This window comes from Streptomyces fuscichromogenes (genome assembly GCF_014645815.1).
In the GTDB taxonomy this organism is placed as follows: Bacteria; Actinomycetota; Actinomycetes; order Streptomycetales; family Streptomycetaceae; genus Streptomyces; species Streptomyces fuscichromogenes.
On sequence record NZ_BMML01000027.1, the window covers coordinates 1 to 18,649 of the forward strand.

Annotated in this window: 13 protein-coding genes; 7 read left to right on the plus strand and 6 right to left on the minus strand. The window is 71.9% G+C overall.

Annotated features, from left to right (window positions below; translation table 11 throughout):
* Window positions 1-377: 377 nt before the first annotated feature.
* Window positions 378-827 carry a PTS sugar transporter subunit IIA gene (locus IEZ11_RS40565; protein ID WP_189268063.1) on the plus strand — a complete coding sequence of 150 codons (450 nt, stop codon included), beginning with the start codon at window positions 378-380 and terminating at the stop codon, window positions 825-827.
* A gap of 110 nt (window positions 828-937) precedes the next feature.
* Entirely contained in the window at window positions 938-2,608 is a 1,671-nt protein-coding gene (ptsP, locus tag IEZ11_RS40570; RefSeq protein WP_189268064.1) for a phosphoenolpyruvate--protein phosphotransferase, read from the plus strand.
* Window positions 2,609-2,675: 67 nt separating this feature from the next.
* On the opposite strand, the gene IEZ11_RS40575 is transcribed toward ptsP, so the two are convergent.
* Both IEZ11_RS40575 and IEZ11_RS40580 read right to left on the minus strand, forming a co-directional pair.
* Window positions 2,676-3,569 carry a DUF8829 domain-containing protein gene (locus IEZ11_RS40575; RefSeq protein WP_189268065.1) on the minus strand — a complete coding sequence of 298 codons (894 nt, stop codon included), beginning with the start codon at window positions 3,567-3,569 and terminating at the stop codon, window positions 2,676-2,678.
* A 317-nt stretch (window positions 3,570-3,886) separates the two neighbouring features.
* Window positions 3,887-5,863, minus strand: a complete 1,977-nt coding sequence (locus IEZ11_RS40580) for an acetoacetate--CoA ligase (protein WP_189268066.1) — start codon at window positions 5,861-5,863, stop codon at window positions 3,887-3,889.
* A gap of 359 nt (window positions 5,864-6,222) precedes the next feature.
* Between IEZ11_RS40580 and IEZ11_RS40585 the strand changes: the two genes are divergently transcribed.
* Window positions 6,223-8,583, plus strand: coding sequence for a glycoside hydrolase family 31 protein (locus tag IEZ11_RS40585; protein ID WP_189268067.1), 2,361 nt, complete (start codon window positions 6,223-6,225; stop codon window positions 8,581-8,583).
* 10 nt (window positions 8,584-8,593) lie between these two features.
* Here IEZ11_RS40585 and IEZ11_RS40590 read toward each other — a convergent pair whose 3' ends face one another.
* A complete protein-coding gene (locus tag IEZ11_RS40590) occupies window positions 8,594-9,127 on the minus strand; it encodes an NUDIX domain-containing protein (protein WP_189268068.1) in 534 nt (177 codons plus the stop codon).
* A 195-nt stretch (window positions 9,128-9,322) separates the two neighbouring features.
* Here IEZ11_RS40590 and IEZ11_RS40595 point away from each other — a divergent pair, with 195 nt between their 5' ends.
* From IEZ11_RS40595 to glpK, 4 genes are all read left to right on the plus strand, one after another.
* Window positions 9,323-9,769, plus strand: a complete 447-nt coding sequence (locus IEZ11_RS40595; RefSeq protein WP_189268069.1) for a Zn-ribbon domain-containing OB-fold protein — start codon at window positions 9,323-9,325, stop codon at window positions 9,767-9,769.
* Window positions 9,766-10,956, plus strand: a complete 1,191-nt coding sequence (locus IEZ11_RS40600; protein ID WP_189268070.1) for a lipid-transfer protein — start codon at window positions 9,766-9,768, stop codon at window positions 10,954-10,956. The genes IEZ11_RS40595 and IEZ11_RS40600 overlap by 4 nt, the downstream gene beginning before the upstream one ends.
* Before the next feature lie 615 nt (window positions 10,957-11,571).
* Window positions 11,572-12,309, plus strand: coding sequence for an MIP/aquaporin family protein (locus IEZ11_RS40605; RefSeq protein ID WP_189268071.1), 738 nt, complete (start codon window positions 11,572-11,574; stop codon window positions 12,307-12,309).
* An 89-nt stretch (window positions 12,310-12,398) separates the two neighbouring features.
* Complete coding sequence (gene glpK, locus IEZ11_RS40610; protein WP_189268072.1) at window positions 12,399-13,916, plus strand: glycerol kinase GlpK; 1,518 nt, start codon at window positions 12,399-12,401, stop codon at window positions 13,914-13,916.
* Window positions 13,917-13,976: 60 nt separating this feature from the next.
* On the opposite strand, the gene IEZ11_RS40615 is transcribed toward glpK, so the two are convergent.
* Genes IEZ11_RS40615 through IEZ11_RS40625 form a run of 3 tightly spaced genes read right to left on the minus strand, consistent with a single transcriptional unit; the run spans window position 13,977 to window position 18,645 of the window.
* Complete coding sequence (locus IEZ11_RS40615; RefSeq protein ID WP_189268073.1) at window positions 13,977-14,582, minus strand: GTP-binding protein; 606 nt, start codon at window positions 14,580-14,582, stop codon at window positions 13,977-13,979.
* Window positions 14,563-18,225, minus strand: a complete 3,663-nt coding sequence (locus IEZ11_RS40620; RefSeq protein ID WP_229713663.1) for a hydantoinase B/oxoprolinase family protein — start codon at window positions 18,223-18,225, stop codon at window positions 14,563-14,565. The genes IEZ11_RS40615 and IEZ11_RS40620 overlap by 20 nt, the downstream gene beginning before the upstream one ends.
* A gap of 24 nt (window positions 18,226-18,249) precedes the next feature.
* Window positions 18,250-18,645 (minus strand): DUF742 domain-containing protein, encoded by a 396-nt coding sequence (locus tag IEZ11_RS40625; protein WP_189268074.1) that lies wholly within the window; start codon window positions 18,643-18,645, stop codon window positions 18,250-18,252.
* Between the last annotated feature and the right edge of the window lie 4 nt (window positions 18,646-18,649).

The following is an 18,649-nucleotide window of genomic DNA, read 5'->3' on the forward strand; positions in this document are numbered from 1 at the left end:
CAAGGAACGGTCGCTTCCTTTGTACTCACCCTCTCGGGCTTTCCTCCGGGCTTCCCTTCGGTGTTCCAAACTCTATCAGTGTTTTTCCGGCCCCCTGACCACCGTCCCGCAGGCATGCGGAAGATGATCCCGAGTTAGGATCCGACAAGTTTGGGTGCTGCCGAGTGGCCACGCTTTACCGCGCCGCCTGGTCTCAAGCAGGAGTACGACTGTACACGGAGCCTCGAAGCCCGTGCAAATCGAATAGGCTGGTGGTCTAGACCACTAGCTGGTAGCTTCCATGCGGAACCGCCACTTCATATGACATACGCTGCTGCTCAGTGCCGTCCGGAACGCAGTGACGGCCCGTACGCAGCACCACTTCTGGGAGGCTTCCCATGACCACCGTGACGTCCCCTCTCTCCGGACGTACCGTCGGACTGGCCGCCGTGCCTGATCCGGTCTTCGCCGGGGCCATGGTCGGCCCGGGTACCGCCATCGACCCCGCGCGTGAGCCTTCCGAGGCCGTGGCGCCCGTGGACGGCGTCGTCGTCTCTCTGCACCCGCACGCGTTCGTCGTCGTCGACGGGGAGGGTCACGGCGTGCTCACCCACCTCGGTATCGACACGGTGCAGCTCAACGGGCAGGGCTTCGAACTTCTCGTCAACAAGGGGGACACCGTGACCCGCGGCCAGGCCGTGGTGCGCTGGAACCCGGCCGAGGTCGAGGCCGCCGGCAAGTCTCCGGTCTGCCCCGTCGTGGCCCTGGAGGCCACGGCCGACTCGCTCTCCGACGTCAACGAAGACGGTGACGTGAAGGCGGGCGACATCCTCTTCGCCTGGAGCTGACGCGTCTCGGACCGACGACCCCGCTGCCGTGCCGTCCTACGACGGTGAGGGCGGCGACCACGACAACCACCGCGGCGGCGGGACCCGCCGCACTATCGGAGACGGGTGAGATGGAGACAACGCTGCGAGGCGTCGGCGTGAGCCACGGTGTGGCGATCGGCGAGGTTCGGCACATGGGAACGGCGGTGCTGGAGCCGCCTGCCAAGCAGATCCCGGCCGAAGAGGCGGAGCGCGAGCAGGGGCGCGCCCGGCAGGCCGTGGACGCGGTGGCCGCCGATCTGATGGCGCGCGGCAATCTGGCGGGCGGCGAGGCCCAGGCGGTCCTCGAGGCGCAGGCCATGATGGCGCAGGACCCCGAGCTGATGTCCGACGTAGAGCGCCGGATCGCCGTCGGGAGCACCGCCGAGCGTGCCGTGTACGACGCGTTCGCCGCGTACCGCGAGCTGCTGGCCGCCGCGGGTGAGTACCTGGCCGGCCGGGTGGCCGACCTGGACGATGTGCGGAATCGTATCGTCGCCCGTCTGCTGGGCGTTCCGATGCCGGGTGTCCCGGACAGCGACGAGCCGTACGTCTTGGTGGCGCGGGATCTGGCGCCGGCCGACACGGCGCTCCTCGACCCGACCCTGGTGCTTGGTTTCGTGACCGAGGAGGGCGGGCCGACCAGCCACAGCGCGATCCTGGCGCGGGCGCTCGGGGTGCCCGCCGTGGTGGCGCTGCCGGGTGCCGGTGAACTTGCCGAGGGCACCGTGGTCGCCGTCGACGGCAGCACCGGCGACATCTTCGTGAACCCGAGTGCGGAGAAGAAGGCGGCGCTCCAGGCGGCGGCCGCCGAGCGGAAGGCGGCGCTGTCCGCGTCGACCGGCCCGGGTGCGACCGCGGACGGGCACAAGGTGCCGCTGCTGGCCAACGTGGGCGGGCCGGCGGATGTGCCGGCCGCGGTGGCGGCCGGTGCCGAGGGCGTCGGTCTGTTCCGTACCGAGTTCCTGTTCCTGGACGACAGCAAGAGCGCTCCTTCCGAGGAGAAGCAGGTCGAGGCCTACCGCCAGGTGCTGGCGGCGTTCCCCGAGGGCCGGGTCGTCGTGCGGGTGCTGGACGCGGGCGCGGACAAGCCGCTGGACTTCCTGACTCCGGCGGACGAGCCGAACCCGGCGCTGGGTGTGCGTGGTCTGCGGACGCTGCTCGACCACCCCGAGGTGCTGCGCACCCAGCTGACGGCGCTGGCGAAGGCGGCCGAGGGGCTGCCCGTCCACCTTGAGGTGATGGCGCCGATGGTGGCGGACCGTGCGGACGCGAAGGCGTTCGCGGACGCCTGCCGGGAGGCGGGGCTGCGGGCCAAGTTCGGCGCGATGGTGGAGATTCCGTCGGCCGCGCTGCGGGCCCGCTCGGTCCTCCAGGAGGTCGAGTTCCTGTCGCTGGGGACGAACGACCTGGCGCAGTACACGTTCGCCGCGGACCGTCAGGTGGGCGCGGTGTCCCGGTTGCAGGATCCGTGGCAGCCCGCGCTGCTCGACCTGGTGGCGCTGTCGGCGGAGGCGGCGAAGGCCGAGGGCAAGAGCTGTGGCGTGTGCGGTGAGGCCGCGTCGGATCCGCTGCTGGCGTGTGTGCTGACGGGTCTGGGGGTCACCTCGCTCTCCATGGGTGCGGCGTCGATTCCCTATGTACGGTCGATGCTGGCCAAGTGCACGCTGGCCCAGTGCGAACGGGCCGCGGCGGCCGCGCGTGCCACCGACAGCGCGGAGGAGGCCCGCGTGGCGGCTCAGGCGGTGCTGTCCGGCGAGTAGTCGGCCGCGGCCGTGACCGGCTGTCTGTCCAGGGGCGCCCCACCGCTGTGGGGCGCCCCTGGTGGTTTCAGTGGTGGTGGCCGGGTGCCGTCCCCTGGTCGCCGAGGTCGGGCGGGGCGCAGTAGTCGACGTCCGATTCCGGTGAGACGAGGTCTCCGGACTCGACGTCGGTGCAGTAGGCGTCGAAGACCTCGCCTGCGGTGAGCGGGTCGAGGCTGTTGCCGCGCAGTCGCCAGCCGTAGACGCGGTCGGGGGCGGCGGGGGCGCTGGTGCGCATGACGAGCCCGCCGGGGCTGCGGGTGGCGAGGCCGAGGGCGAGGACGCTGGTGAACTCGAGGGCTTCCGCCTCGTCGAGGTGGGTGGTGCCCTCGTCGTTCCGGTCGGCGTGGAGCACGGTGACGAGGGTTTCGGGTGGTCCGGAGACGCTGCACACGAGGTGCCGGTTGCCTGCCGGGGCGGTGTCGAGGATGCGGCTCAGGAGGTGGGAGGCGCGGGTGAAGGCGGCGCGTCCGATGTCCTCGCCGCAGGTGGGGCAGGGTCCGAGGCGGGCGAGGAGGGTACTGGCGTACTCCCAGGTGGCCTGTCGTACCGCCTCGTCGACGAGGGCGGGGACGAGGTCGGTGAGGGGGCGGCCGTCGTAGGGGACGGTGGCGCCGGTGGCCGCGAGTTCGGCGGTGAAGCGGGTGCGGCTGGCCGGGTTGTCCGCGTCGAGTCCGGTGACCGTGCAGAACTCGGCGTACTCCTCGGGGTCGAACAGGGCGAGTGTGGTCTGGGTGCCCTCGGCGGCGCGGGTCCTGAGGAGGGCCTCCATCTGGCGGAGGTAGGTGAGGTGGTCGTCGAAGGTGAAGGTGCGGTAGCGCCGCATGGCGCGGAAGTCGTGCTCGTCGGTCAACAGACCGATGGTGCCGGCGATTTCGCGGCGCAGGACGCGTCGCATGGTCCGGTGGTCGGTGCGCGCCATGGTTCCCCCTGTGTGCGGTCGATCAATGCTCACTCACAGTAACCGGCACCACTGACAATGGGTGTGGAAGGCGGCGGTGACGGCGCGGGGGCCGATGCTGCGCCGGGCGGACCGGGCGAGTCCGTGGACCCCGAGGTGGGCGTCCTGGCCGGGGAGCTGACCGGGCGTGGGATCGGGTCGCACGGGGTGAGCGGATGAACCGGTGGGTGGCGGCGGGGCCCGCCTCCGGTTGCCGGCCGGGCGGGGCTCGCCCCGGACTTCGCCGTCTGGGCGGGTCCGAGGCCGGCTGCGTCGGGTGAGCGCGCTCTGGGGTGAGTTCAGGCGCGTTTGCGGGCCAGGTCCTCGAAGTAGCTCAGCAGGTCGAGGTTGTCGATGGACCCGGGGTTGACGGCCTTCTCCAGCGGCGTGCCCTGCAGAAGACGTTTGACCGGGACCTCGATGCGCTTTCCGGTGAGGGTGTGCGGGACGCCGGGGACCTCGATGATCTCGTCGGGGACGTGCCGGGGCGAGAGCTGTTCGCGGATGGCCCGCCTGATGCGGTCCAGCAGGGCCTCGTCGAGGTCCGCGCCCGGTGCCAGATGGACGAAGAGGGGCATCCAGTAACCGCCGTCGGGCTGTTCGACGCCGATGACGAGGGACTCCTTGATCTCGGGGAGGCGCTCGACGACCTCGTAGATGTCGGCCGAGCCCATCCGTACGCCCTGGCGGTTGAGCGTGGAGTCGGAGCGCCCGTGGATGATCACCGAGCCGCGTGCGGTGACGGTGATCCAGTCGCCGTGGCGCCACACGCCGGGGTAGGTCTCGAAGTAGCTCTCGTGGTAGCGGCTGCCGTCGGGGTCGTTCCAGAAGCGGATCGGCATGGACGGCATGGGGTTGGTGACGACCAGTTCGCCCACTTCGTCGATGACGGGGTGGCCGGCCGGGTCCCAGGCCTGGAGGTCGGTGCCGAGGCCGGGTGCCTGCAGTTCACCGGTGAACACGGGGAGCGTGGGTACGGCGCCCGCGAAGCAGGAGCACACGTCGGTGCCACCGCTGACGGAGGCGATCCAGAGGTCGGCCCCGCTCGCTGCGAACTCGTCGTGCAGCCAGCGGAAGCCGTCGGGGGGCAGCGGGGAGCCGGTGGTGGCGACGCACTTCACCCGTGTGAGGTCGTAGTCGCGGGAGGGGTGCACGCCGGCCTTGCGGCAGGCCATCACGTAGGCGGCGGAGGTGCCGTAGAGGGTGGCTCCGGTGCGTTCGGCGACGCGCCACTGGGCGCCGGTGTCGGGGTAGCCGGGGCTGCCGTCGTACAGGACGATCGTGGTGCCGGTGAGGAGGCCGGAGACGAGGAAGTTCCACATCATCCAGCCGGTCGAGGTGTACCAGAAGAAGCGGTCCTCGGGGCCCAGGTCGCAGTGCAGGCCGAGCTGTTTGAGGTGTTCGACCAGGATGCCGCCCTGGGACTGGACGATGGCCTTGGGCAGGCCGGTGGTGCCGGAGGAGTAGAGCACCCACAGGGGGTGGTCGAACGGGACCTGCTCGAACTCTGGTTCGGTGTCGGCGGAGGTCAGGGCCGACCACTCCAGGGCGCCTTCGGGGGCCGGGGTGCCGAGCAGCGGGATGTGCACGACGGCGCGCAGGGTGGGCAGTTCGCGGCGGAGTTCGGCGACGGTCTCGCGTCGGTCGTGTTCCTTGCCGCCGTAGCGGTAGCCGTCGACGGTGAACAGGACGACGGGTTCGACCTGCTGGAAGCGGTCCAGGACGCTGCGGGCGCCGAAGTCGGGGGCGCAGGAGGTCCAGACGGCGCCCACGGCGGCGGTGGCGAGCAGGGCGACCACGGCCTGCGGGACGTTCGGGAGGTAGCCGCTGACGCGGTCGCCGGGGCGGACGCCGAGGGCACGGAGTTCGGCGGTCAGAGAACCGACCTGGCGGCGCAGCTCGGCCCAGGTGACCGGGCGGGGTTCGTGGGTCTCGTCGACGTACAGGAGCGCGGGTTCGTCCGCGCGGGTGGCGGCGGCGCGCAGGGCGTGCTCGGCGTAGTTCAGGGTGGCGCCGGGGAACCACTCGGCGCCGGGCATCGCCCGGTCGCCGAGCACGCGCGCGTAGGGCGTCGAGAACCGCACCTCGAAGTATTCGGTGACGGCCTGCCAGAAGGTGTCCAGGCGGTCGACGGACCAGCGGTGCAGGGCCGGGTACCCGCCGTCCGAGGGGGCGCCGTGGCGTTCCGCCGCCCAGGACTGGAACCTGGTGATGCGTGCCTGGGCGATCCGCTGCGGATCGGGCCGCCAGAGCGGCTGGGGGTTCGCGGTCGACATGGGGCGGCTCCCGGACTTCTGCGCTGGTGTGCGTCGGACGCGCACGGGCTGGGGTGTGCGCGTGAGCGGCTGACAGGGACGATGCCACGTGATCGACTTCTACACCAGGGTGTGCTCCACATAGTTCGAGCCGTGACGATATGGGCTGAAACCACATACGTAGTTCAGCCCGAGAGCTCTCCCGGCCCCCCTCGCCCACAGGCCCCCGGCCTGAACCTAAGATGCCTGACCTAGATCATCGGAACCGCGCGGGACGCTCCGGGCGACCGGGTCCGTGTCGTGAAGAAGTGGTCCCGGCATGGGTGAACGGCAGTTGAACGGCACGCGCGCGCGGGGTGCCGAGTGGCAGGGTGAGCAGCATGGACGGTCGTGACCTGGTGCGTTCGGTGAGAGTGGTCGGTTCGGGGAAGGCGGCTCAGGGGTTGCGTACCGTACGGGCCGCGTGGCGCAGAAAGCGGATCGATGCCGCCGGGCTGCCCCCGCGGGGGGCCGAGCGCGCCCGGGTGCCGGGGCTGGTGCAGGGCGTGGAGCCGGGGCCGGGGGGCGGTGTGATCCGCTTCAGCCGGTCCGAGCTGCGGATCACGGTCGCCGTGAACGGGGCGGTCTTCTGGGGCTGGGACGGGGCCGGTCCGGAGCCGTCGTACGCGCTCGCGGGCCGTTGCCCGGAGCCGGATCCGCGGGCGGTCCTGGAGCCGGACACGGACGGCGGCTGGCGGGTCGTGGCGGAGCGGGTGACGGTGAGCGTCTCGCGGCACGGCGCGGTGGAGGTGTGCACGCCCGGTGGCGTGATGCTGCGGCGGGATCTGCCGCCGCGCTGGTGGGAGCCGGTGGGCGGGGGCGCGGCGCGCTGGGTGCAGCGGTCGGAGGTGGCGGCGGACGCGCGGTTCTTCGGGCTGGGCGGGCGCGCCTCGGGGCCGCGGCTGCGGGACGGCACCTACCGGCTGTGGAACACGGACCCCGGACATGCCTTCGGACCCGCCGACGATCCGCTGTACATCACCATGCCCGTGCAACTGGTGGTGGCGGACGCCGCCGTGCATCTGGTGTTCCACGACACCTCCTGGGACGGGACGGTGAGCCTCCGGGAGGGCGAGGAGGGGGCCGGTTCCGGCCATGACCGGACCGGGCGGTGCGAGCTGCGGATGGACGGCGGTCCGCTGCGCTGCTGGGTGATGGCGGGCACCCCCGCGCGCGTGCTGCACGCGTGGGCCTCGCTCACCGGCGCGCCCGCGCTGCCGCCGGCCTGGGCGCTGGGCCATCACCACGCGCGCTGGGGTTTCGGCAGCGAGGAGGAGGTACGGCGGGTCGTCGCCGGTTACCAGGAGCGCGGGCTGCCGCTGGACGCCGTCCATCTGGACATCGACCACTTCGACGCCCACCAGGTGTTCACGGTCGACCACGAGCGCTTCCCGAAGCTGGCGACGCTGGCGGAGGAGCTGCGGCGGGACGGGATCCGGCTGGTGTCGATCGTCGATCCGGCGGTCAAGGCCGAGCAGGGCAACGCGGTCCACGACAGCGGGGTGGCGATCGACGCCTTCGTCCGTGATGCGTCGGGGCGGACCGTGGAGGGGGTGGTGTGGCCCGGGGAGACGGTCTTCCCCGACTTCACGGACGCGCGCGTGCGCGCGTGGTGGGGCGGGCTGTACGAGGAGCGGCTCGCGCAGGGCTTCGCCGGGTTCTGGCACGACATGAACGAGCCGACGTCGTTCAGCGCCTTCGGCGAGTCGACGCTGCCACGCTCGGCACGGCACGCCCTGGAGGGGCGCGGCGGCGACCACCGGGAGGCGCACAACGTCTACGCGCTCGGCATGGCGCGGGCGGCCTACGAGGGCCTGCGCGGACTCGCGCCCGGGGAGCGGCCGTTCCTGTTCTCCCGCTCGGGCTGGGCCGGTGTGCAGCGCTACGGGGGCACGTGGTCCGGTGACGTCGCCACCGGCTGGCCGGGGCTGCGCGCGTCCCTGTCGCTGGTGCTGGGGCTCGGGCTGTGCGGAGTGCCGTACTCGGGTACTGACGTGGGCGGTTTCGACGGGAGTCCGACGCCGGAGCTGTTTCTGCGCTGGTTCCAGCTGGGCGCGTACCTGCCGCTGTTCCGCACCCACGCGAGCATGCGGGCGGGGCGCCGGGAGCCGTGGGAGTTCGGGGCCGAGGTGCTGGAGCACGCGCGCGTGGCGCTGCTCGAACGGCGGCGTCTGCTGCCGTACTTCATGACGCTGGCGCAGCTCGCCCGGCGCACCGGAGCGCCGTATGTGCGGCCGGTGTGGTGGGGTGCGCCGGAGGACCGGGCGCTGCGCGACTGCGAGGATGCCTTCCTGCTGGGCGACAGCCTGTTGGTGGCCCCGGTGCTGGACCCGGGCGCCGACCGGCGTGCGGTGCAGCTGCCCCGGGGGCGCTGGTACGACACGGTGACCGAGAAGGTGTACGAGGGGCCCGGACAGGTGCTCGTCGACGCCCCGCTGTCGCGGATCCCGGTGCTGGCGCGTGCGGGTGCCGTCCTGCCCGTGCGGGACGAGGACGGCGGGACACGGCTTGAGGTGTGGGCGCCCGTCCGGGGACGGACGGGCGGCGGACTGTTCGTGCCGGACGCGGGCGACGGCTGGGACGAGCCGGAGATCGAGCGTTACGTCACCCGCTGGGAGGGCCGGCGGGTGGTGATCCGGCGCGACGACGAGAGCGGCGTGAGCAAGCCGTCCCGTCCCGTCCGGGTCAGGGGGCTGGGCTGAGCCGGAGGGCTCAGTAGCGGCCCTCGAACCACGCGCGTACGGCCACGCTGTGCAACGGGAAGGCGAGTTCCTCGGCGCGGCGCAGCAGGTGCCAGCCCTCCGTCTCGTCGGTCGCGCCCGACGGCGGAAGGCCCTCGGCCGGGCGTTCCGGGAGGAGCCCGAACAGCAGCAGGTGGCCGTCGGGTGAGCTCATGGCGTCGACGAGCCGTACGTCGCGGGCGGCCGCGTCGATGCCCGTCTCCTCCTTGAGCTCACGGACGACGGCGTGCCGCCAGTCCTCGCGGTCGTCGACGAAACCGCCGGGCAGTGCGGTGCCGCCGCGCGCGGGGGCCACGGTGCGGGTGATGACGACCAGGGCGGTGCCCTTCGTGTCGTAGACGGGCTGGAGGGCGATCGCCACCGGCAGCGGGTTGCGGTAGGCGACCTGGCCGCAGGCCCGGCAGGTGCGGGGCCAGCCGGAGATTCCCGCCCCGTAGGCCGCTCCACAGCTCGAACAGTGCGAGCCCGGAGCGGAGTTGGCAATTGGGTGCTGATTTTCGGACACGCGCGGACTTTATCCGATCAGGAGAACGACGTCTTACGGTCAGGGGAATGCCGCCCTCCGGAAGTGAACCGACATCCGGCGGCCGGGCGCCCCGGGCGGGCGGGGCGGCCGGATCCGGCGGCGCGGCCTGCCCAATTCCGGCGGCCCGTGGCACACTTCTGACGTTCCGTCAGATCCGAGTGCCCTGGAGGAGCTTTGCCGCGTACACGCACACCGGCGGTCGACGGCTGGTTCACGGGCGAGGGGGACGGGTTCCGGCTGCTGGGTACCCGCTGCGCGGCCTGCGCCTCGGTCTTCTTCCCGCGCGAGGACGCGCACTGCCGCAACCCCGGGTGCGCGGGCGGCGGCCTGGAGGAGGTCCCGCTCTCCCGGCGCGGACGGATCTGGTCGTACACCGACAGCAGGTACCGTCCCCCGTCACCCTATGTGAGCGACCCGGAACTTCCGTGGGAGCCGTACGCGTTGATCGCTGTGGAGCTGGAGTCCGAGCGGATCGTGGTGCTCGGGCAGGCGGTTCCCGGGATCACCGCCGCCGATCTGGCGGTGGGCATGGAGGTCGAGGCAGTCACCGGAGTGCTGAGCGAGGACGCGGAGACGACCTGGACGACCTGGCACTGGCGGCCGACGGGGGTGACGGCATGACGGCGGACGTGGCGGTGCTCGGCGTGGGCATGCACCCCTGGGGCAAGTGGGGGCGGAGCTTCGTCGAGTACGGGGCGGCGGCGGCCCGCGCGGCGCTCGCGGACGCCGGACTCCAGTGGCGGGACATCGGCTCGATCGTGGGCGCGGACACGGTGCGCGGCGGATATCCCGGCTATGTGGCGGGCGCGACCTTCGCGAAGGCGCTGGGCTGGCAGGGGGCCCGGGTCACGAGCGTGTACGCGGCGTGCGCGTCCGGGGCCCAGGCGGTCGCCGCGGCGCGGGCCCAGATCCTCGCGGGACTCGCGGACGTGGTGCTCGTGGTGGGCGCGGACGCGGCACCCAAGGGCTTCTTCCGGCCCGCTGGAGGAGACCGGCCGGACGATCCCGACTGGCTGCGCTTCCGGCTGCTGGGGGCGACGAATCCGACGTACTTCGGGTTGTACGCGCGCCGCCGGATGGCGCTGTTCGGGGACACTCCCGAGGACTTCGCCCTGGTCAAGGTGAAGAACGCGGCCCTGGGAGCGCTCAACGCGAACGCCCGCTACCGCAAGCGGGTCACCGCCGAGGAGGTCGCCGCCTCCCAGGTGGTCGCGGACCCGCTGCGGCTGCTGGACATCTGCGCCACCTCGGACGGCGGGGCCGCGCTGGTCCTCTCCAGCGTGGAGTTCGCCCACCGGCACGGAGTGGCGCGGCCGGTACGGATCCGTGCGGTGTCCACCGTCACGCCCCGCTATCCGAGCACGGTGCCGGACCTGCCGGACATCGCCACGGACTCCGCGGCGGCGGTGGAGCCTCCCTCGGAGTCCTTCCGGGCGTCGATCGCGCGGGCCGCCTACGAGGAGGCGGGCATCGGCCCCGATGAGCTCTCCCTCGCCGAGGTGTACGACCTGTCCACCGCGCTGGAGTTGCAGTGGTATGAGGATCTGGGGCTGTGCGCCGAGGGCGAGGCCGCGAAGCTGCTGCGCGAGGGCGCCACGGCCCTCGGCGGCCGGATACCGGTCAACGCCAGCGGTGGGCTCGCGTCCTTCGGGGAGGCGGTGCCGGCCCAGGCGATCGCCCAGGTCTGCGAGCTGACCTGGCAGTTGCGGGACGCGGCGGGCGACCGGCAGGTGGCGCACGCGCGCGTGGGGATCACGGCCAACCAGGGCCTGTTCGGACACGGCTCGTCGGTGATAGCGGTGCGCTGACGGAACGGGTGCGACGGCGGCGGGCCCTGCCCCGTGCGAGCACCCCGACAGGGCGCGCGAACGTCTCATGAACTGCCCCTGGGCATGCGCCGACGGCGCCGTCATGCTCCCGTGCGCAGCCCGCCCCGAGACCGGCGACATCCTCGCCGGCCCGCTGCCGGAAGCCGTCCGCGAGGCAGGCCGGAGGCCCTGGGCGGTCACCCTCGACATCGTCCCGCCGTACCCGCACGTGCCGCAGCGGGCCCTGCTGGACGAGGGCCGCCAAGGCGCTGCGCGGCGCAGGCCGGGTACGTGGCGGTGGAGCCGTGACAGCTGTCCTCCGGGGGGTTGCCTGTCATCGTTGCCGTCGGCGACCTTGACGCTCCCCTGGTGCCGGTGAAAACTTCCGGTGTCGGTCGACATCGCCGTACATTCTCGGCGTATTCAGGCACTGCGCCATGGGCCGCTCCTGATCTCAAGGCCCGTCCCCCATGGGCGATTCGGCCGCCACGGCACGCTCGTCACTGACGCCGGGCGGGGCGCGGGACCTTCCCTGCCTTCGGCTGACGTCGCCAAGGGAACCGTTCCTGCTCAATGCGCCGGGGTCGATCCCCGGCCAGCGCCCTAGGAGCCGCCATGAGCAACGGAGACATCTTCGTCGGCGAAGTCATCGGCACGGCCATCCTGATCCTGTTCGGTGCCGGTGTCTGTGCGGCGGTCACGCTCAGACACTCCAAGGCCCGGGCCTCGGGGTGGGTGGTGATCGCGTTCGGCTGGGGCTTCGGCGTCCTCGCCGGCGCCTACACCGCCGCTCCCCTCTCCGGCGGACAGCTCAACCCCGCCGTCACCATCGGCATCGCCGTCGACACCGGGAAGTGGGGCAGGGTCTGGGTCTATCTGCTCGGCCAGCTCGTCGGCGCGATACTCGGCGCCGTCCTGACGTACCTCGTCTACCTGGCCCAGTTCCAGGCCAACGTGCCCGACGAGGAGTCGGGAGAGGAGCCGACGCCGACCCTCGGCATCTTCTCCACCATCCCGGAGATCCGGAACCCGGTCGCCAACCTCGTCACCGAGATCATCGCGACGATCGCGCTCGTCCTGCCGATCCTCGCGTTCGGACTGACCAAGGGGCTCGGCGAGTCCGGCACCACCGTACTGATCGTCTCCCTGCTCGTGGTCGGCATCGGACTGTCGCTCGGCGGCCCCACCGGCTACGCCATCAACCCGACGCGCGACCTCGGCCCCCGGATCGTGCACACCTTCCTGCCCATCCCCAACAAGGGCACCTCGGACTGGGGTTACGCCTGGATACCGGTGGTCGGGCCCCTGATCGGCGGGGTGCTCGCGGGCCTGATCTACAACGCGGCCTTCTGACTCGGCGCGATCCTCCGGCCCGACGCGCCCCGGCCCGACGCGGCCCACCCACCCACGCAGCCTTCCGACCCAGCGACCAAGGGGCAGCCATGACGGACACCGCCGAGAAGTACGTCGCCGCAATCGACCAGGGCACCACGTCGAGCCGCTGCATCATCTTCGACCACGGCGGCGCGATCGTCGCCGTCGACCAGCGCGAACACCGCCAGATCTTCCCCAAGCCGGGCTGGGTGGAGCACGACGCCACCGAGATCTGGTCCAAGGTGCAGGCCGTGGTGGCCGGGGCGCTGGCCAACGCGGGGCTGCGCCCCGACCAGTTGAGCGCGCTGGGCATCACCAACCAGCGTGAGACGACCGTCCTGTGGGACCGCGCCACCGGAAAGCCCGTGCACAACGCGATCGTCTGGCAGGACACCCGCACCGCGGCCCTGTGCCACGAACTCGGCGGCAGCGACGGCCAGGACCGCTTCCGCGAGCAGACCGGCCTGCCCCTGGCCAGCTACTTCTCCGGGCCCAAGGCGGCCTGGCTGCTGGACAACGTGCCGGGGCTGCGGGACCGGGCCGAGCGCGGTGAGATCGCGTTCGGGACCATCGACTCCTGGCTGATCTGGAACCTCACCGGCGGCACCGACGGCGGCCGCCACGTCACCGACGTCACCAACGCCGGACGCACCATGCTGATGAACCTGGAGACCCTCCGGTGGGACCCCGCCATCCTCGCCGCGATGAGCATCCCCGAGGCGGTACTGCCCGAGATCAGGTCGTCCGCCGAGGTGTACGGCACCGCCGTGGGCCAGCTCGCCGGGGTGCCGGTGGCATCCGCGCTGGGCGACCAGCAGGCCGCGGTCTTCGGCCAGGCCTGCTACGACGTCGGCACGGCGAAGAACACCTACGGGACGGGCAGCTTCCTGCTGCTCAACACCGGTGACCGGCCGGTGCCGTCCAAGAACGGGCTGCTGACGACGATGGGCTACAAGATCGGCACCGAGGCGCCGGTCTACTGTCTGGAGGGCTCGATCGCCGTCACGGGCGCGCTCGTCCAGTGGTTCCGCGACCAGCTCGGCATCATCCGGACGGCCGACGAGATCGAGACCCTGGCGGCGAGCGTCGACGACAACGGCGGCGCCTACATCGTCCCCGCCTTCTCCGGCCTGTTCGCGCCCTACTGGCGTTCCGACGCGCGCGGGGTGGTCACCGGGCTCACCCGGTACGTCACCAAGGCGCACCTCGCGCGCGCGGTCCTGGAGGCGACCAGCTGGCAGACGCGGGAGGTCGTGGACGCCATGTACCAGGACTCCGGGGTACAGATCACCACCCTGAAGGTGGACGGGGGCATGACCGGGAACGATCTCCTGATGCAGCACCAGGCCGACGTACTCGGGGTACCGGTGATCCGGCCCCGGGTCTCCGAGACGACCTGCCTGGGCGCCGCCTACGCGGCCGGCCTGGCCACCGGCGTCTGGAACGACCTCGACGAGCTCAAGTCGCACTGGCAGAAGGACGCGGAGTGGACACCCGCCATGGCGGCCTCGGTGCGCGAGAAGGAGTACGCGAACTGGCGCAGGGCGGTCGAGAAGAGCTTCGGCTGGCTGGAGGAGGGCGAGTAACCACCCCTGGACCACGGCCCGTACCCCGGTCGGCGGGGGTACGGGCCGTGCCGCCGCCGTTCAGGTGGTGACGGACTGCCGGTGGCCCGCCCCGTACGCCATCGCATGCCGGACGACGCCGATGAGCACCTCCTTGACCGACTCGCGGTCCCGGGCGTCGCACAGCACGACCGGTACCTCCGGGTCGAGGTCGAGGGCCTTGCGGACCGACTCCACCGGGTAACGTGCCGCGTCCTCGAAGCAGTTGACGCCGATGAGGAAGGGTATGGAGCGCCGCTCGAAGTAGTCGACGGCGGCGAAGCAGTCCTCCAGACGGCGTGTGTCGGCGAGCACGACGGCTCCCAGCGCGCCCTCGGCCAGCTCGTCCCACATGAACCAGAACCGTTCCTGACCGGGCGTGCCGAACAGGTACAGCACCAGGTCCTCGCGCAGGGTGATGCGGCCGAAGTCCATGGCGACGGTGGTGGTGTGCTTGCCCTCGACGCCGGAGGTGTCGTCGACCGGTCGCCCGGCCTCGGTGAGCAGTTCCTCGGTGCGCAACGGCCTGATCTCGCTGACCGCGCCGACCAGGGTCGTCTTGCCCACACCGAAGCCGCCGGCCACGAGGATCTTGAGCGTGACCGGCTCGACCGGTGACTTGCCGCGCTCAGATCTCCCGAAGATCATCGATTTCTTCTCCTGCTTGACGGCCTTGTTGACGGGCCTGATGGGTTGGGGGGAGTTGACGGGACCGGGTGCCGGGCGCGGGGCGTCCGTATCCGCCGCCGCCCGGGGTCTCGATGACGAGTACGTCACCGGGGCCGACGTCCGCGGCATCGCTGCCGCCGAGTCCGGTGACCGTGCCGTCGGCCCGCTCCACCCGGTTGGCGCCGAGCGCGCCGGGTGCGCCGCCCGCCATGCCGTACGGCGGGACGCGGCGGTGCTGGGAGAGGGTGGAGACGGTCATGGGTTCGAGGAAGCGGACGCGGCGGACCGCGCCGTCCCCGCCGTGCCAGCGGCCCGCGCCGCCGCTGCCCTCGCGTACGGCGAACTCGTCGAGGCGGACGGGCAGCCGCCACTCCAGGACTTCCGGGTCGGTGAGCCGGGAGTTGGTCATGTGGGTCTGTACGACGCTCGCGCCGTGGAAGCCGTCGCCGGCCCCCGATCCGGAGGCGACGGTCTCGTAGTACTGGTGGCGTTCGTTGCCGAAGGTCACGTTGTTCATGGTCCCGGAGCCCTCGGCCTGGACGCCCAGCGCCGCGTAGAGGGCGCCGGTGATGGCCTGGGAGGTCTCGACGTTGCCCGCGACGACGGCGGCCGGCGGCTCGGGGGCGAGCATGGAACCGGGCGGTACAACGATGTCGAGAGGGCGCAGGCAGCCGTCGTTGAGCGGGATGTCGTCGGCGACGAGGGTGCGGAACACGTACAGCACGGCCGCGTTGACGACGGCGAACGGGGCGTTGAAGTTGGTGGCGAGCTGGGCGGAGGTGCCGGTGAAGTCGATGGTGGCGCGCCGGTTGCCGCGGTCCACGCGCACGCGTACCCGGATGACGGCGCCGGAGTCGGTCTCGTAGGCGTACGCGCCGTCGTCCAGGGCGTCGACGACCCGGCGGACCGCTTCCTCCGCGTTGTCCTGGACGTGCCGCATATAGGCCTGCACGACGTCGAGGCCGAACTCCTCGATCATCCGGCCGACTTCGTCGACGCCCTTGCGGTTGGCGGCGATCTGGGCGCGCAGGTCGGCGAGGTTGGTGCGGATGTTGCGGGAGGGGTAGCGGGCCCCGGCGAGCAGCCGGTGCGTCTCGGCCTCGCGGAACCGGCCCTTCTCGGCGAGCAGCCAGTTGTCGAAGAGGACCCCCTCCTCGTCGATGGTGCGGCTGTTCGCGGGCATCGAGCCCGGGGCGATGCCGCCGATCTCGGCGTGGTGGCCGCGGGAGGCGACGTAGAAGAGGATCCGGTCACCCTGCGTGGCGAAGACCGGCGTGATGACGGTGACGTCGGGCAGGTGGGTGCCGCCGTGGTACGGATCGTTGACGGCATAGGTGTCGCCGGGGCGCATCGAGGTGCCGCGACGGTGGATGACCTCTTTGACGCTGGTGCCCATGGAGCCCAGGTGGACGGGGATGTGCGGGGCGTTGGCCACCAGGTTCCCGTCCGGGTCGAACAGGGCGCAGGAGAAGTCGAGACGCTCCTTGATGTTGACGGACTGGGCCGTCGACTCCAGTCGGGCGCCCATCTGTTCGGCGATCGACATGAAGAGGTTGTTGAAGACCTCCAGCAGGACCGGGTCGGCCTTCGTGTCGAGATCGGAACTCTGCGTGACCGTCGCACGTTCCATGACCAGATGCCCGTCGTCGGTCGCCGCGGCCCGCCAGCCGTCGTCGACGACGGTCGTGGCACCGGCCTCGGTGATGATCGCCGGGCCGGTGACGGTTTCGCCGGGGGGTAGTTCCTCGCGGCGGTGGAGAGGTACGTCGCGCCAGGTGCCGCCGGTGTGGAGGCGGACGGTCCCCGGTGTGCCGGGGCTGCCCTGGTACGGGGCGAGGGCGGAGAGATCGGGGGGTTCGGTGATGCCGGTGGCTTCCACGGAGAGGGCTTCGACGACGACCGGGCGGTCGAGCGTGAAGGAGTACGTGGCGCGATGACGTTCTTCGAAGGCGTGTTTCATCGCGTCGGGCTCGGTGAGCTCGACGGTCAGGGTGGTGTCGGTCCCGTCGTAGCGGAGCTGGGCGCGGCGGGTGACTTCGACGCGGTCCCGCGGAACGTCCTCGGCGAGGAGTTCGGCGCGGGCCGCGGCCTCCAGGTCGTCGGCGGTCTTGCGGACGCCGGGCATGGCGGCGGGGTCCAGGGGTGCCTCGACGGACTGTTCACGCATGGCGGTGGTGTCCGCGAGCCCGATGCCGAGCGCGGACAGGACGCCCGCCATGGGCGGCACCAGGACGGTGCGGATGCCGAGCGAGTCGGCGACCATGCACGCGTGCTGTCCACCGGCCCCGCCGAAGGTGGTGAGGGCGTAACGGGTGACGTCGTGGCCCTGCTGGACGGAGATCCGCTTCACGGCGCCCGCGACGTTGGCCACGGCGATGCTCAGGTAGCCCTCGGCGACCTGTTCGGGGGTGCGGTCGTCGCCGGTCCGCTCGCGGATCTCGCGGGCCAGCCCGGTGAAGCGGTCCCGGACCAGGCCGACGTCCAGCGGCTGGTCCCCGCCCGGCCCGAAGACCTGGGGGAAGTGGGCCGGCTGGATCCGGCCGAGCATGACGTTGGCGTCGGTGACGGCCAGCGGGCCGCCGCCCCGGTAGCAGGCCGGGCCGGGGTCGGCGCCGGCCGAGTCCGGGCCGACCCGGTAGCGGGAGCCGTCGAAGTGCAGCACCGAGCCGCCGCCCGCGGCGACGGTGTGGATGTCCAGCATCGGGGAGCGCAGCCGGACGCCCGCGATCTGGGTGGTGAAGACCCGTTCGTAGCCGCCCGCGAAGTGGGAGACGTCGGTGGAGGTGCCGCCCATGTCGAAGCCGATGACCCGGTCGAAGCCGGCGAGCCGCGACATCCGGGCCATGCCGACGATCCCGCCTGCCGGGCCGGACAGGACGGCGTCCTTGCCGCGGAACTGCCCGGCCTCGGCGAGCCCGCCGTTGGACTGCATGAACATCAGCCGTACGCCTTCGAGTTCGTCGGCGACCCGGCGGACGTAACGGCGCAGCACGGGCGACAGGTAGGCGTCGACGACGGCGGTGTCGCCGCGCGGGACGAGCTTCATCAGCGGGCTGACCTCGCTGGACAGCGAGATCTGCGGGAAGCCGGTGCGGGCGGCCAGCTCGCCGATGGCCTGCTCGTGGGCGGGGTACAGGTGGCTGTGCATGCAGACGACGGCGACCGCGCGGATCCCGTCGCCGTACGCCTCGCGGAGCGGGCCCGCCAGCGCGTCCAGGTCGGGTGCGCGCAGGACGGTGCCGTCGGCGGCGATCCGCTCGTCGGCCTCGACGACCCGTTCGTACAGCAGTTCGGGGAGTTCGATGCGGCGGGCGAAGATGCGGGGCCGGTTCTGGTAGGCGATGCGGAGGGCGTCGCGGAAGCCGCGCGTGATGACGAGGAGGGTGCGCTCGCCCTTGCGTTCGAGAAGCGCGTTGGTGGCGACCGTGGTGCCCATCCGGACGGCGTCGACGGGTTCGCCGGAGCCGGCGAGGATCTCGTCCACGGCGGCCACGGCGGCGTCGGCGTACCGCGCGGGGTTGTCGGAGAGCAGTTTGTGGGTGAGCAGCCGGCCGTCCGGGCGCCGCGCGACGACGTCGGTGAACGTACCGCCGCGGTCGACCCAGAACTGCCAGCCTGTCACGTCACTACTCCGCTTCCGCGCCGGTCACAGCGCCCGGAGGCCGTTGATCACGTCGCGCAGAATACTCTCGTCCACCAGCTCGGCCGGGGGTACCGGCCGGTTGACATGGACGAGTTCCCCGTCGACGAGGTCGCCGATGAGGACCCGGACCACTCCGACGGGCAGGTCGAGCTCCGAGGCCAGCTCGGCGACCGACTGCGGGGCGTCGCGGCACAGCTCGACGATGTCCACGTGCTCCGGGGACAGCGTCCGGTCGTCCTCGGTGTCGTCCGCGTGCGGCTCCGTGACGACCACCGCGATCAGGTCCAGCCGGTGCTGGGCCGCACTGGTGGTGCGGCCCCGTGTCATGGCGTACGGACGGACGACCGGTCCGGCCTCGTCGTCGAACCAGTGACTTCTTCCCTGACCGTCTCCGCTCATGTCA